Source organism: Clavibacter michiganensis subsp. insidiosus (assembly GCF_002240565.1).
GTDB lineage: Bacteria > Actinomycetota > Actinomycetes > Actinomycetales > Microbacteriaceae > Clavibacter > Clavibacter insidiosus.
In genome coordinates, this window is sequence record NZ_MZMO01000001.1 from 909,038 (window position 1) to 922,394 (window position 13,357).

Here is a 13,357-nt window from a genome sequence, read left to right on the forward strand (position 1 = left end):
GTAGGGTGAGGCCATGAGCCCCGCCCGCGACCCGGCCCGCCTCCGGGGCGTCGACGCGGCGCGCGGCCTCGCGGTCCTCGGGATGATGGCGGCGCACGTCGCGGTGCCGCGCACCCTCGAGCTGGACGACCCGGCGTCGTGGCTCGCGATCACCGACGGCCGGTCCTCCATCCTGTTCGCGACGCTCGCGGGGCTCTCCATCGCGCTGATGTCCGGGCGCGATCGGCCGGTCGACGGGAGCGACCTCGCGCGCGTGCGGCTGCGGATCCTCGTGCGCGCCGCGTGCCTGTTCCTCCTCGGCGGGCTGCTCGCGTCGCTGCAGACTTATGTCGCGGTCATCCTCGAGGTCTACGCCGTGCTCTTCGTGGCCGTGCTGCCGCTGCTGCGCTGGCGCGCGTCGCGGCTGCTCGCGCTCGCCGCGGTCGCCGCCGTCGCGCTGCCCGTCGCCACGACGGCGCTCGCCATCCACTTCGACGGCGCGCTCATGAGACCGGATCCGTTCGTGGTGCTCGTCGTCACCGGCCACTACCCGGCGCTCACCTGGGTGGCGTTCGCGATCGCGGGCCTGGGGATCGGGCGGCTCGCGCTCGGCTCCGCGCGCGTGCAGCTGCTGCTCATCACGGTGGGAGCCGGGCTCGCCGTGCTCGCGTACGGCGGGTCGGCGCTCCTGGAGGCAGCCGTGGCGGCGCCGCCGCCCGGGTGGGAGTTCATCCTCTCGACCACGCCGCACGAGGGGTCGCCGTTCGAGGTCGTGGGATCCGGCGGGTTCGCCATCGCCGTGATCGGCCTGTGCCTGCGCATCGCCGCCCTGCTGCCGGCGGTGCTCGTGCCGCTCGAGGCGGTGGGGCAGCTCGCGCTCACCGTGTACGCGGTGCACATCGTGGTGATCGACCTCGTCGCGCCGGAGGGCGACCTCATCGCGGACGACGGCGCGTACGTGGCGTTCGTCGTCGTGACGGTCGTGCTCTGCGCGCTCTGGACCCGGATCCTCGGGCGCGGGCCGCTCGAGCGGGTGCTCGGCGCGGTCGCGGGGCGCGCGTCGGATCCCGCGCCGCGCGGATCCCGTGGGCGCGCATCGGTGGACGCCCTCTAGAGGAGGCGTCCGAGGCCGGGGCGGGCGTCGCGCGCGGACGCGCCGAGCCGGCCGAGGGCCTCCACCCGGGGCCTGCTGGCCACGTCCTCCACGTCCCACGCCGCCGACAGCGCGCACCACGCCTCGGCCCACGCGAGCACGGCGTCGAGGTCGGCGCCCGTCTCCTCGGCGACCACGCGTGCCCGGCGGGCCAGGCGACCCGGGCGCAGCGCGATCGCGGGGGTCGGGTTCGCGAACACGTTCGCCGTGTCGAAGCCGGGGGCGCCCACGAGGGCCTTCGGGTCGATGGCGCGCCAGGCGTCGTCGCTGTCGTCGTCGTCGCCCCCGTCGCTGCTGCCGCCGCCGAAGTGCAGGACGTTGCCGTGGTGGATGTCGCCGTGCAGCACCGCGGTCGGCCCTGGCCCGGCGAGCAGCTCGCGCGCGACCGCCGCGCCGCGGTCGAGGGACCGGGGGAGCGGCCGCTCGGGCGCGACCAGCTCGCGGAACCAGACCTCGAGGGGGACGGCCTCGGCGACGACCCGCGGCTCCGGCGGCACGCGGTGCAGCCGGGCGGCGGCGCGGGCGAGGATCCGGGTAGCCCCATCGTCGCGCGCGTCCGCGTCCGGGCCGTCGGCCGAGGCCTCCCGCACGAGGATCCCCGGGTCGTCCGCGCGCGCCATGAGCACGGTGCCGTCGGCGTCCGACGCGAGCACGGGCGCGGCGCCGCGGCCGGCCCACGCGGCCATCAGGCGTCCGCCGCGCCGCTCCTCCTCCACGAGCGGCACCTTGAGCATCAGGGGCGCGCCGTCGCGGCGGACCGGGGCGATCACGCTGCTGGCGGTGCGGACGGACGGGCCGTCCGGATCCAGCCGCCAGCGCTCGAGCAGCCGCTCGAGCGCTGCGTCCGCGTCCGTCACAGCCGGATCGACACGGGCACGCCCGTGAGCGCCATCATGCCGACGACGCCGCCGATCACGGCCACGCCCAGGAGGACGAGCGCCCCGGCCAGCGCGAGCCGGGACCGCTCGTACCAGGGCAGGATCCCGCGGCGGGCCCCGCGCAGCTCCGCCATCGTGAGCACCTTCGCCTGCTCCGTGAGCGGCAGGTCGAGGTCGGCCGCCATGGAGCGCATGGTCCAGAGGTCGTACACGTGGCCGCTGAGGCGGAGGAGGAGCCGGCCGTCGACGTCCATGACGAACAGGCGCGGCTGCGTGTCGAGCGTGAGGCCCTGGTAGACGTGCACCACCAGGAGGTCGTGGACGGTGCTCCCGCGGATGCGCGTGCGACGCCCGAGGAACCGGGACTCCACGTCGCCCGTCGCATGCGTGATCCGCACGTAGGAGGTGAGGTACAGGCCGGCGAGCACGGCGCCCAGCAGCACGATCACGACCACGCCGAGGAGCACGGCCGCCGCGTTCCCTGTGGGGACGGCGAGCACGAGGAGCGCCGCGCCCAGGGGGACGACGAGTGCGAGCGCGGCGAGGCCGAGCTGCCGGAGCAGCGCCGCGCGAGGGCGGATGAGCGTGCTCGCGCCGTCGTCGGGCGCGTCGCCGTCGTGCTGCACGTCGCCTCCGGTCGTCCGACGCCGTCGTCGCGTCTGTCGTCGCCAGGTGCGCCGCGCGCATCTCGGGACGGGCGGCACCCGCGGGTGCGGGCAGGACGACCGGTCCAGCCTAGGCGGGTGCCGGCCCGGCGGGCAGGGGCGCTATGGGGGACACGGGGAGCCCGCCGGGGTACACGAGAGCCCCGGCGGACCGGGGTCCGTCGGGGCTCTCGTGCGGTCTGGCGGAGGGAGCCGAGCCGTGCCGAGATGCAGGAGCAGGGCGCATCTCTGTCGGATCGTCGTGCGCATCGGCGTTCGCCTGCGCGCTCGTGCGCACTGCCGTCGTCCTTCCCGCGCCGCTGCCGGTCGTCTTCGTTCCGGGTTCGACGCCACCGCCGTCCGCCTATCGGCCGGTATGCCGCTCCGTGGTGGACCGCGACCGCGACCGCGACCGCGCGGACAGGACGTGCTTGTCAGCCCAAGGGCGCGAGCCGTCCGTCGGCTCGGGCTGTTCGAAGGTACCGGGACCGGAGGCACTCAGCGCGGGCGGGCGTGGGCGACACGATGGTGGATCCGGCGGGGCTCCCGGGCATCTCGCGGAGGTCAGGGGGTACGGCCGCGCGAAGGCTACGTCTCCCTGCGCGTTCATAGGGCGACAAAGGCGTCCCCAACATCCTGTTCGCCTATGCGCAAGCCCCCTGAGAAGGGGACATGCGCGAACATCGCACGAAGCGGATGGTTGCCGAACGAAGGCAGCAGCTTTCATTCTCACTCTCAGGAGGATCTGTGAACTCATTGGTGACCAGGCGATCGAGGGCGGCCCTCGTGATCGTCGCGACGATAGCCATGTTCCGTGCCGGAAGTATTCCTGCACACGCGGAAAATAGATTCGACGCATTCTCCGTGGTGGACGGGCGCGGGCTACTCGGTCACTCTTCCGAGGAACTTCACGCTAGGGACGTTCAAGGCCAGCCCGGACGGATGACCGCGGGCGCGGAGCCCATCGCGATAGTGCCCGAGATGGAGGCCCTGAGCGCCCCCTCTGCGGGGCGTGACGACGCGAAGGCCTACGACGCAGGCGACTTCGGAGTGGTCGTCGGCGCGATCACGCGAGGTACGGCGGCAGCCTTCATCGCCATAGGCGACGCGTCAGCACCCCAGGATTATGCTTTTCAGATCGGTGGGCGGGCGATCGGCTCACGATCCAGCCCGACGGAGGGGTGGCCGTCACCGACGCATCCGGTCGTTTCCTGAACTTCCTGGAGGCGCCTTGGGGTCGAGATACCTCCGGAAGGTCGCTCAAGACCTCCTACTCGATCACGGGCAACGTGCTGATCCAGCATGTCGATACCGGCGACGCGATGTTCCCGGTGGTCGCGGACCCGTCAACCGGTTGCGGCATCGGGTACTGCTCCATCTACTTCAACCACAGCGAGACCCATGACCTCGCGACGGCGGGAATCATCGCTCTCGGAGGCGCAACGGGCGCCTGCGGTCTCGCGGGGCCCGAGGCCATCGCTGCCTGCGGTGTCGCAGCAGCGGCCATCGGTGCGACCGCTGTGTACGCGGACAATCACAACCAGTGCGTCGGATTCCTGTTCTCGAACTTCGGTACATTCAATCCGTTCGTCTACGACGGTGAACAGTGCAATTGACTTGGAAGGTGGATTAGGCGATGGCCGATGACAAGATGACGCGCGATGCGTGGATCTTCCGGATCGGGCTCGCGGTGCTGGTGATCCTGCCGGTCGCCGTGTTCGTCCCGCTCGCGTCCACCACCGGCGACGCTCCCGTGCTCTTCTTCGTGCAGGTGGTGCTGGCCGCGTCGTGGGTGGCCTGGTTCGCGCGACGCAAGCGTCGGGCGCGGAGGGACGGCCAGCCATAGCCGGTCGAGCAGCTGCAGGACATCGAGGAGGCGCCTGCACCACGAGAGCCCCGCCGGACCACTGGTCCGTCGGGGCTCTCGTGCGGTCTGGCGGAGGATAGGGGATTCGAACCCCTGAGGGCTTTCACCCAACACGCTTTCCAAGCGTGCGCCATAGGCCACTAGGCGAATCCTCCATGACGCGTGCCGCGGCGTCAGGAACGCGGCGGCACCCGTCGATACTACCTGCCCGCGACGAGGCTCGATGCACCAGGGGTGTCGAGCAGCCCCGCGAGCGCTCGACGGGAGGGCGCGCCGAGCTTCGCGCGCGCCTGGTAGAGGTGCGACTCGACCGTGCGCACGGACAGGAACAGGCGCCCGGCGATCTCCCGGTTGCTCAGCCCCTGCGCCGCGAGCACGCCGATCTCGAGCTCCCGGCGGGTCAGCATGCTCACGTCGAGGACGGGCGTGACCGTGGACGCCTCCGCCGCGGGCGCACCGCGGTCGATGCGCGCCTGGATCCGCCCGAGCGTCGCCCGCGCCTCGGTGAGGGCGGGCCCGGGCTCGCCGCCCGCCAGCATGCGGAGGAGGTCCTCGCAGGCGGTGAGGGCCTGCTGGTGCAGGCCGGACTCCTCGAGCGTGCGCACGCCCTGCGCGACGAGCGCCGCGTCCGCCGTCATGGATCCCTCCACGACCTCGGCCATGCCGTGCAGCGCCGGGACGTCGGTGCGCTCGCGCACCAGGCGGGATCCCTCGACGAGGCGAGGGTCGGTGGATCCGAGCGTCCACGCCCGGAACAGCATGCCCGCCCGCAGCGCGTGCGCGTCGCCGCTCAGGTCGCCCACGTCGAGGAGCAGCGTCGCCGCCTCCTCCGGCCGGCCGCGGGACGCGAGGATCTCCACGCGCACGCCCTCGGCGAGCATGCGCTGGTACGGGTAGCGCGGGTCGGCGCGGTGCGCGATCTCCGTCGCGATGCGCTCGGCCTCCTCGGTGCGGCCGCGGAGCGCGAGCACGCGGGCGCGCTGCATGCCGATCCAGAGCCGCCACGTGCCGATGTCCGGGCCGATCAGGCGGTCGTCCGCGAGGGTCAGCTCAGCCTCCGCGCGGTCGAGCCGGCCGAGGTCGAGGGCGACGCCGCCCGTGATGGCCCCGAGGACGGGGATGAACCACTGCGCGTCCTGCGCGATCGCCGACTCCACCCACGCGTCGAGCTCGCGCTCGAGGTCGGGCAGGTCGAGGCGGCACAGGCGGCGGCTGAACGCGCTCGCTGAGAGGAGCTCGAGGCGCGCCTCCTCGAGGAGGATGTCGTCGTAGGTCCCGCGGGGGTCGGAGCGGCGGGAGACGAGGCCGAGCCCCTCGTCGATGGCGTCGCCGAGCTCGGCGCCGCGCCCGAGGTGGCCGAGCGCGAGGACCACGGCGCGCTGGGCCCGGAGGCGCACGAGCGGGCTGGCCGTGAGGGCGGAGGCGGCCCGGGCGGCGCGGAGCGCGGACTCCCACTCCATCAGCCCGAGCGACATGGCGGCGCCGATGACGGCCGCCTGCGCGCGCTCGTCGGGATCCGCGTCCTCGCCGTGCGCGATCCCCTCGAGCAGCCGGTGCACGCGGTCGGTGCCCGGCATCGCGGCGTGCGTCGAGAGGACGCGCCAGTGGAGCGTCTCGACGCGCTCGGCCGGCGTGAGGTCGGCGGTGTCCAGCGCCTCCAGCACCTCCATGGCGCGCGCCGGGTTGCCGAGGACGGTGAGGGCGCGTCCCCGCTCGCAGGCCGCGTACGCGTCGGAGCCGCCGCGTCCCGCGATCTCCGCGAAGGCGAGCGCGTCGTGCGTCATGCCGACGTCGTTCGCCAGCCGCGCGGCGACGAGGTGCACGGCCGCGAGGGTGCTGGCGCCGAAGCGCTCGACGGCGTCGCGGCGCCCGTGGTCGGTGAGCGTGCGCGCGATCAGCAGGCTCTCCTTGGGGTTGAGAGGGACGCCGTGCGCCGCCTCCTGGAGCAGCGACCCGACGACGCGGCGCGTGAGGGCGTCGACGGCGTCCGGGTCGGTGCGGGCGAGGGCGGCCTCGGCCTCGAGAAGGTCGGCGCGGAGGATCCGGTCGCCCTGGCCCTGCACGCGCGCGAGGCCGCGGGCGCCGAGCACCCGCAGGATCGTCTCGCCGAAGAGGCGGGCCGCGCGCTGGTAGGGGACGCCGTCGAGCCGGGCGAGGAGCACGAGCGTGCTGCGCTCGTCGTCGTCGAGCATCGACACGCGCGAGGAGACCAGCTCGAGGATCCGGGCGCGCGGCGCGTGCGGGCTCGGGAAGGCGTACCCCGTGACGGTCCGCTCGGCGCCGTCCGACTCGAGCGCCTCGAAGGTCAGCTCGCGGACGAGGAACGGGCGGCCGCCGCTGCGCCGCTGGATCTGCACGCGCGTCGCCTGGTCGAGCGCCACCTGGCCCGCGATCGAGTCGATCATCGCGTCGACCTCGGCCGGGTCGAGCGGGGAGAGGTCGAGCCGCTCGGCGTAGCCGTTCCGCCAGAGGCCGAGGATCTCGTGGGCCGCCTGCGCCGTGCGCGCGGCCTGGTCGCCGCCGGTCTCGAGGTCCCGGGCGCGGAGGTGGCGGGCGTCGCCGCCCGTGTCGTCGACCGTCACGAGCAGCGTGCAGCGCTCGCTCGCGCGTGCGTCGGCCAGGGCGGCGCGCAGGTCGGGCGCCATGAGGTGCCCGTCGTCGATGACCACGACGGGCCGCGCGGCGGGGAGCGGACGCGCGGAGCGGATCCCGGGGACCTGGTCGATGACGCGGCGGAGCACGTCCGCGAGGTCCGGGGTGGAGGCGTGGGCGCGGATCACAGTGAGGCCGTTGCGCGTGAGCGCGTCGGCCACGCGGCCCGCCACGTGGCTGCGACCCGAGCCGACGCTGCCGGTGACGACGGCGCTCGTGCCGGCCGCGAGCCAGCGCTCGAGCGTCTCGAGGTCGCGGGCGCGGCCGCCCCGCCCGAGGGCTGGGCTCTCCATGCGTCCGCTCGACCGGATGTAGGTGTGCGTCATCTGCTTCATGTGACCCCCGTCGCGTCAAAGCGGTATCCCGCGCCGCATCCCCCGAGGCTGCGCGGTCGTTGTGCCTCCATCTTGCGCGGTCCCCGGCGCGCCGACCAGGGACACCGGCTGATACTTATCCCCTCGCTCCCGGAAATAAGTAGTCGGCACTGTGGGGGACACGTCCGGGCGCTCCTAGCGTGTCCTTCATGTCCGGGCATGGGGATGCTCCGGACGGTGCGCTCCGGCGCACGATGCGTGCGACGCACGGGAGGACGACGGCTTCGGGTGCCGTCGACCCGACGCGTCGCCCGCGGCACGACCCGGGTGCCTCAACAGGCCCGGAAGCGGATGACGGCCCCCTCCGGGGAGGAGGGGACCGTCATCCGGATCCGCGCGGGTCGCGCGCCTGGCGGGTGGCGCTAGTTGTACTGAGTCATCACGTTGGTGACACTCGGGCCGCGGGCGTCAGCCCGTGGCTCGAGTGGATTCGTTCAGTGTTGTAGTGCTGGATCCACGGATCAAGGGCGTCGGTTCTGGCTTGGTTGCTGGTGAAGGGTTGCCGGTAGGCCCACTCGGTCGCGAGGGTGCGGTTGAAGCGTTCGACCTTGCCGTTCTGCCAGGGGCAGTGCGGGCGGATGAACTTCTGCCTCGCACCGAGCTGCGTGACCGCGTTCTGGAACGCGGCCGAGTGCCGGTAGGCGAACGCGTTGTCCGTCAGGACCCGTTCGATGCGGGTGATGCCGTGCTCGGCGAAGTACGCCGCGGCCCGGGTCAGGAACCCTGCCGCGGTCACGCCCTTCTCGTCCGGGTGGATCTCCGCGTAGGCGAGGCGGGTGTGGTCATCGACCACGGCGTGGACGTAATCGAACCCGATCCCACGACCACGAACCTGTTCGCTGCGGCCATGCGCCCGCCAGCCGCCGCCGTCCGGGATCCGGCCGAGCTTCTTCACGTCGACGTGGATCAGGTCGCCGGGATGCTCATGCTCGTACCGGTTTGCCGTCGACCGGGATGCCCGGATCACGGCCCCGGTGACGGGGTCCAACCATGCCAACGGCGGTGCCCCGTGCCGCCGCAGGATGCGGGAGATCGTGCGGGCTGGAACACCGGTCACCGGCGCCAACCGGGCAGGACCTGATCGCAATCGGGTCCTCGCTTCCACGACGGCTCGTTCTCGTTCCGGGCTCGTCCTCGTCGGCACCCGTCTCGGCCTCGAGGACCGGTCCGACAAGCCTTCGAAGCCCTCGGACCGGAACCGATTCACCCACCGATGCGCGCACTGACGCGACACACCGAGTTCGCGCGCGACATGCGAGACCGGCCGACGATCCTCGACCACCCGCCGCACGAGGAGAACCCTCCCGTGAACCGTCAGACGAGCATTAGCGTGGGACATCGAGGCCTCCTGGCAGTGGCAGAACTAGACAGCTCCATCAAGCCAGGAGGCCTCCTCACACGCCCCGAAGTGTCACCAACGTCATGGCCGGGTACAGCTAGCCCCGATCTCGGCCGGAGCGGGAGCGCGCCTAGGTGGAGGGTGCGTCCGCGTCCCGGCGGGACCGCTCGCGCACGCGCTCGATGTGCTCCCGCATCGCGGCGGCCGCGGCCTCCGGGCCCTCGGCGACCGCGTCGATGATCGCCCGGTGCTCGTGCACGGCGTCGTCCGCGTCGTGGACGCCCGTGCGCATCGTCTGGCGCATGCGGTGCACGCGGGTCGAGATCGCCTCCGACATGTCGAGGAGGAACGGGTTGCCGGTCGCCTCGAAGATCCGGTGGTGGAAGTCCCAGTCGACGACGAAGTACTCGCGGATGAGGTCGACCGGCATCTCGCCGTTCCGCGTCGCGGCCCGCACGCGCTTCGTCGTGGCGCGGTGCGCGGCGAGGGCGTCCTCGAGCGCGGGCACGAGCCGGCTCGGATCCGCCGCCGCCAGGGTAGTCGCCCCGCCCTCGAGCACGATCCGCGCGTCGAACAGCGCCTCCAGCTGCTCGCCGGCGATGGGCGGCGCGACGCGGTAGCCCTTGTGCGCCTCGCGGGCGACGAGCCCGGTGCGCTCCAGCTGCACGAGCGCCTCGCGCACCGGCGTGGGGGAGACGTGCAGGTCGCGCGCGATCTGGTCGATGGCGAGGCGGGAGCCGGGCTCCATCGCGGATCCCATGAGCATGTCGAGCACGAGGTCGTAGACGCGGTCGCGCAGGCCCTGCCGGGCGGGCATCGCGGTCGCGTCGAGCGGGAGGCCGGTGGTCACCAGGACAGTCTGCCGTCAGCGGGAGGCGTCGGACGCCGGCCGGGCCGCGCGGGCGTGCACCTCGTCGAGGATGGCGGCGACCGCCCGCGGGTCGTGCGCGAACCGGCCGAGGAAGAGGCCGTCGACGTCGTCGCCGATGCGGGTGAGGAGGCCGGGGCCGGCGCTGCCGCCGTAGACGACCGCGGATCCCGGGTGCGCGTCGAGCGCCCGCACGTGCGCCCGCAGCTCCCGGCACACGCCGCGGATGTGCGCGTCCGAGGCGGGCTCGGTCGCGCCGATCGCCCACTGCGGCTCGTACGCGACCACGATCCGCCCGCCGTGGCCGCGCTCCGCCGCGAGGGCGAGCGCGTCGTCGAGCTGCCGGGCGCACGCGCGCGCGGCGTCGGCCGGATCCCCGCGCGCCTCCTCGCCGAGGCAGATCAGCGGCACGAGCCCCGCCCGCAGCGCGGCGTCGGCCTTCCGCCGCACGACCTCGTCGGTCTCGCCGAACAGGCGCCGCCGCTCGGCGTGGCCGACCTCGACGAACGCGCCGCCCAGCTCCCGGATCTGCCCGCCCGACACCTCGCCCGTGAACGCGCCGACGTCCTCGGTCGCGAGGTCCTGCGCGCCGACGGCCGCGAGCCCGTCGAGGATCCCGACGGCGGCCGGCACCGACAGGTACGACGGCAGCACCACGAGCTCCGCCTCGCCGGCCCGGGTCACCGGGTGGGCGCGCGCGACGTCCGCGACGGCCCGGCACCACGCGACCGTCTCCGCGTGCCCGAGGTACATCTTCAGGCTCACGCCGACGAACGCCGGCCGCGCGGGCGGATGCACGGGCACGGCCCTACTTCGCCTCGTACGCGCGGATCTCGTCGACCTTGTCGTTCGACGGGCTGGAGGTGTCGAACTCGTACGTCAGCCACTCGCGCACGTTCCGCCGCGCCAGCTCCAGGCCGACCACGCGCTGCCCCATGCAGAGCACCTGCGCGTCGTTCGACAGCACGCTGCGCTCCACCGAGAAGCCGTCGTGCGCGGTGACGGCGCGGACGCCGGGCACCTTGTTCGCCGCGATGGCCATGCCGAGGCCCGTGCCGCAGATCAGCACGGCCCGGTCGGCCTCGCCGCGCGCGACCATCTCGGCCGCCGTGATCGCGACGGTCGGGTACGCGGTGTGGCCGTCGGCGTCGACGCCCACGTCCACCACCGACACGACGAGGCCGCTCGCCTCGAGGTCGGCCTTGATCGCCTCCTTGTGGTCGTATCCCGCGTCGTCTGCGCCGACGACGATGCGCCAGGTCCTGGTCATCCGGTCCTCCTCATGGTGGTGCTGATGGTGGTGCTGATGGCGTCGCCGGGCCTCACCGGTCGGCGAGGGCGCGGCCGACGGCCGCGGTGATGAGCGCGAGCGAGATCGCGCCCGGGTCGGGGGTGCCGACGGACCGCTCGCCGTGGGAGCGGGCGCGTCCGATGCCCGGCTTCATGGCGGCGGTCGCGTCGGCGGCCTCGCGGGCGGCGTCGCTCGCGGCGGCCCACGCCTCGGCGAGCGGTGCGCCGGATCCGGCCCGCTCGGCGAGCGCGTCGGCGAACGGCACGAGCGCGTCGACCATGGTCTTGTCGCCGAGCGCGGCCTTGCCGTGCGACATGACGGCGTCGCGCGCGGCGCCCACGCCGCGGACCACCCGGTCGGCGGTCACGGGATCCGCGCCCTCGTCGTCGAGCGCGTCGCCGACCGCCTGCAGGATGAGGCCCCAGAGCGCGCCCGAGGTGCCGCCGCCCTTGTCCGACCAGGCGTCGCCCGCGAGCCGGAGCGCGGTGCGCGCGCCGGCGCCCTGCTCCACCGCCGCGGTCGCCCGCGCGGATGCGGCACGGGATCCGCGCAGCATGCCGATGCCGTGGTCGCCGTCGCCCGCGACCGCATCGAGGCGGCCGAGCTCGTCGGCGTGCTCCGCGACGACCGCGTGCACCGCGTCGAGGGCGGCGGCGATGCGCCCGGCGGCCTCCCGCGACGCGTCGCTCGCGTCGGGGATCGCGGCGTCGACCTCGTCGTCCTCGCGCGCGTCGACCGGCTGGAGCGCGGATCCGTCGAACGCCCCGCTGCGGAACGCCGGGGTGTCCGCAGGTGCGGTCCAGAGCCGCTCGAGCTCCTCGTCGAGCCAGAACAGCGTGAGGGAGGCGCCCGCCATGTCGAAGCTGGTGCAGAACTCGCCGACCTGCGGATCCACGAGCGTGATCCCGGCGTCCTCGAGCAGGTCCGCGACGCGCGTGAAGACGACGAACAGCTCCTCGGTCTTCACGGATCCGAGGCCGTTGAGCACGGGCACGACGCGGGCGCCGCGCACGGTGACGCCGTCCGGGATCTCCGCGTCGGCGAGCAGCTGCCGCACGAACAGCTCCGCCAGGCCGTCGGCGGACGGGATGTCGGTCTCGTCGATGCCGGGCTCGCCGTGGATCCCGAGCCCGATCGCCATGCGCCCCTCCGGCACCGAGAACAGCGGCTCGTCCGCGCCCGGCAGCGTGCAGCCCGTGAAGGCGACGCCCATCGAGCGCGTGCGCGCGTTGGCGAGCCGGGCGACGCGCTCGGTGTCGTCGAGGTCGTAGCCCGCGGCGGACGCGGCGCCCGCCGCCTTGAACACGGTGAGGTCGCCCGCGATGCCGCGGCGCTTGGCCTGCTCGTCGGGGGAGGCGCTGAAGATGTCGTCCGTCACGACGACGGTGCGGCAGTCGATGCCGTCGCCGCGCACGCGCTCCTGCGCGTCGTCGAAGTGCAGCACGTCGCCCGCGTAGTTGCCGTAGAGGAGGAGCGCGCCGCGGCCCTGCTCGCTCGAGCGGATCACCGACTCGACCTGGTGCGCGGAGGGCGACGCGAACAGGTTGCCCATCGCGGCGCCGTGCGCGAGTCCGGGGCCGACGAGCCCGCCGAACGCGGGGTAGTGGCCGGATCCGCCGCCGATGACGACCGCCACCTCGGGCTCGGCCGCGCGGGTGGAGCGGGAGACCCCGCCGTGCACCCACCGCACCCAGCGGCCGTTGGCGCGGACGAAGCCCGCCGTCATGTCGTCGGCGAAGTCGGCGGGGTCGTTCCAGAGCCGGGTCATCCGTGTGTCCTCCTCATCGAGCACGTGAGGAGATCCTAGAGGATATTGGATCCCGTGGGACAGGCGTCGCGGACGCCGTCGATCAGGCGCGCGCGGCCCACTCCTCGGCGAGCAGCGCGTAGCCGACCCCGTCCATCCAGCCGAGGTCGCGGTGCAGTGAGTCGGCCACCGCGTACGACTCCCGTCGCACCCCGACGCGCTCGGCCAGCCGGAGCGACGGCGCGTTGTCGGCGAAGGCGCTCGCGACCACGCGGCGGACGCCGAGCCCCTCGAACGCGATCCGCAGCGCCGCCCGCACCGCCTCGGTCGCGAGGCCGCGCCCGCCGACGGCCGGATCCAGGGTCCAGCCGAGCTCCGCCTGCGTGCCGACGGCGAGGTGCGCGACCTCGCGCTGCGCCCACGCGCCCTCGACCCGCACCAGGATGTCGCCCACGACGCGGCCGTCGAGCTCGAGCACGAGCTGGTCGCGGAGCATGGCACCGCTCCCGGCGATCCGGTCGAGCGGGGCGGCGGCGGTCGGGGCGTCGTCGGAGGTCATCCGCCC

The 13,357-nt window shown here is 73.9% G+C and carries 12 protein-coding genes and 1 tRNA gene; 3 read left to right on the forward strand and 10 right to left on the reverse strand.

Annotated elements, in window-relative coordinates; genetic code table 11:
- The first annotated feature begins 13 nt into the window (after positions 1 to 13).
- Positions 14 to 1,093, forward strand: coding sequence for a heparan-alpha-glucosaminide N-acetyltransferase domain-containing protein (locus tag B5P21_RS04675; protein WP_045529214.1), 1,080 nt, complete (start codon positions 14 to 16; stop codon positions 1,091 to 1,093).
- Here the strand turns inward: B5P21_RS04675 and B5P21_RS04680 are convergent.
- Complete coding sequence (locus B5P21_RS04680) at positions 1,090 to 1,989, reverse strand: aminoglycoside phosphotransferase family protein (protein WP_094170835.1); 900 nt, start codon at positions 1,987 to 1,989, stop codon at positions 1,090 to 1,092. The two genes, B5P21_RS04675 and B5P21_RS04680, sit on opposite strands and share 4 nt — an antisense overlap.
- Positions 1,986 to 2,636: a hypothetical protein gene (locus tag B5P21_RS04685; protein WP_045529210.1), complete on the reverse strand. Its 651-nt coding sequence runs from the start codon at positions 2,634 to 2,636 to the stop codon at positions 1,986 to 1,988. Before B5P21_RS04685 ends, B5P21_RS04680 begins: the two co-directional genes overlap by 4 nt.
- A gap of 1,199 nt (positions 2,637 to 3,835) precedes the next feature.
- On the opposite strand from B5P21_RS04685, the gene B5P21_RS04690 reads away from it, so the two are divergent.
- Complete coding sequence (locus B5P21_RS04690) at positions 3,836 to 4,270, forward strand: hypothetical protein (protein WP_094170836.1); 435 nt, start codon at positions 3,836 to 3,838, stop codon at positions 4,268 to 4,270.
- 20 nt (positions 4,271 to 4,290) lie between these two features.
- On the forward strand, positions 4,291 to 4,500 hold the full coding sequence (locus B5P21_RS04695; protein WP_045529204.1) for a hypothetical protein: 210 nt from the start codon (positions 4,291 to 4,293) through the stop codon (positions 4,498 to 4,500).
- An 88-nt stretch (positions 4,501 to 4,588) separates the two neighbouring features.
- On the opposite strand, the gene B5P21_RS04700 is transcribed toward B5P21_RS04695, so the two are convergent.
- From B5P21_RS04700 to B5P21_RS04735, 8 genes are all read right to left on the reverse strand, one after another.
- Positions 4,589 to 4,676: transfer RNA gene (locus tag B5P21_RS04700), tRNA-Ser, on the reverse strand.
- A gap of 45 nt (positions 4,677 to 4,721) precedes the next feature.
- The gene (locus B5P21_RS04705) at positions 4,722 to 7,508 is read right to left on the reverse strand and encodes a LuxR family transcriptional regulator (RefSeq protein ID WP_165770603.1); all 2,787 of its coding nucleotides are present in this window, start codon (positions 7,506 to 7,508) and stop codon (positions 4,722 to 4,724) included.
- 418 nt (positions 7,509 to 7,926) lie between these two features.
- Positions 7,927 to 8,886 carry an IS481-like element IS1122 family transposase gene (locus B5P21_RS04710; protein ID WP_045526244.1) on the reverse strand — a complete coding sequence of 320 codons (960 nt, stop codon included), beginning with the start codon at positions 8,884 to 8,886 and terminating at the stop codon, positions 7,927 to 7,929.
- 130 nt (positions 8,887 to 9,016) lie between these two features.
- Positions 9,017 to 9,736: a GntR family transcriptional regulator gene (locus B5P21_RS04715; RefSeq protein WP_246865247.1), complete on the reverse strand. Its 720-nt coding sequence runs from the start codon at positions 9,734 to 9,736 to the stop codon at positions 9,017 to 9,019.
- Positions 9,737 to 9,751: 15 nt separating this feature from the next.
- Positions 9,752 to 10,558, reverse strand: coding sequence for a triose-phosphate isomerase family protein (locus B5P21_RS04720; protein WP_094170837.1), 807 nt, complete (start codon positions 10,556 to 10,558; stop codon positions 9,752 to 9,754).
- A gap of 4 nt (positions 10,559 to 10,562) precedes the next feature.
- Positions 10,563 to 11,024 (reverse strand): ribose-5-phosphate isomerase, encoded by a 462-nt coding sequence (locus B5P21_RS04725; protein ID WP_045529377.1) that lies wholly within the window; start codon positions 11,022 to 11,024, stop codon positions 10,563 to 10,565.
- 52 nt (positions 11,025 to 11,076) lie between these two features.
- The gene (locus B5P21_RS04730; protein ID WP_045530530.1) at positions 11,077 to 12,813 is read right to left on the reverse strand and encodes a dihydroxyacetone kinase family protein; all 1,737 of its coding nucleotides are present in this window, start codon (positions 12,811 to 12,813) and stop codon (positions 11,077 to 11,079) included.
- 82 nt (positions 12,814 to 12,895) lie between these two features.
- On the reverse strand, positions 12,896 to 13,351 hold the full coding sequence (locus tag B5P21_RS04735; protein ID WP_094170838.1) for a GNAT family N-acetyltransferase: 456 nt from the start codon (positions 13,349 to 13,351) through the stop codon (positions 12,896 to 12,898).
- Positions 13,352 to 13,357: the final 6 nt, after the last annotated feature.

What these genes read in the sequence shown, in the direction of transcription:
- B5P21_RS04695 (WP_045529204.1), top strand. Translation starts at nt 4,291, where the DNA reads ATGGCCGATGACAAGATGACGCGCGATGCGTGGATCTTCCGGATCGGG.
- B5P21_RS04675 (WP_045529214.1), top strand. Translation starts at nt 14, where the DNA reads ATGAGCCCCGCCCGCGACCCGGCCCGCCTCCGGGGCGTCGACGCGGCG.
- B5P21_RS04735 (WP_094170838.1), bottom strand. Translation starts at nt 13,351, where the DNA reads ATGACCTCCGACGACGCCCCGACCGCCGCCGCCCCGCTCGACCGGATC.
- B5P21_RS04705 (WP_165770603.1), bottom strand. Translation starts at nt 7,508, where the DNA reads ATGAAGCAGATGACGCACACCTACATCCGGTCGAGCGGACGCATGGAG.
- B5P21_RS04730 (WP_045530530.1), bottom strand. Translation starts at nt 12,813, where the DNA reads ATGACCCGGCTCTGGAACGACCCCGCCGACTTCGCCGACGACATGACG.
- B5P21_RS04710 (WP_045526244.1), bottom strand. Translation starts at nt 8,886, where the DNA reads ATGTCCCACGCTAATGCTCGTCTGACGGTTCACGGGAGGGTTCTCCTC.
- B5P21_RS04725 (WP_045529377.1), bottom strand. Translation starts at nt 11,024, where the DNA reads ATGACCAGGACCTGGCGCATCGTCGTCGGCGCAGACGACGCGGGATAC.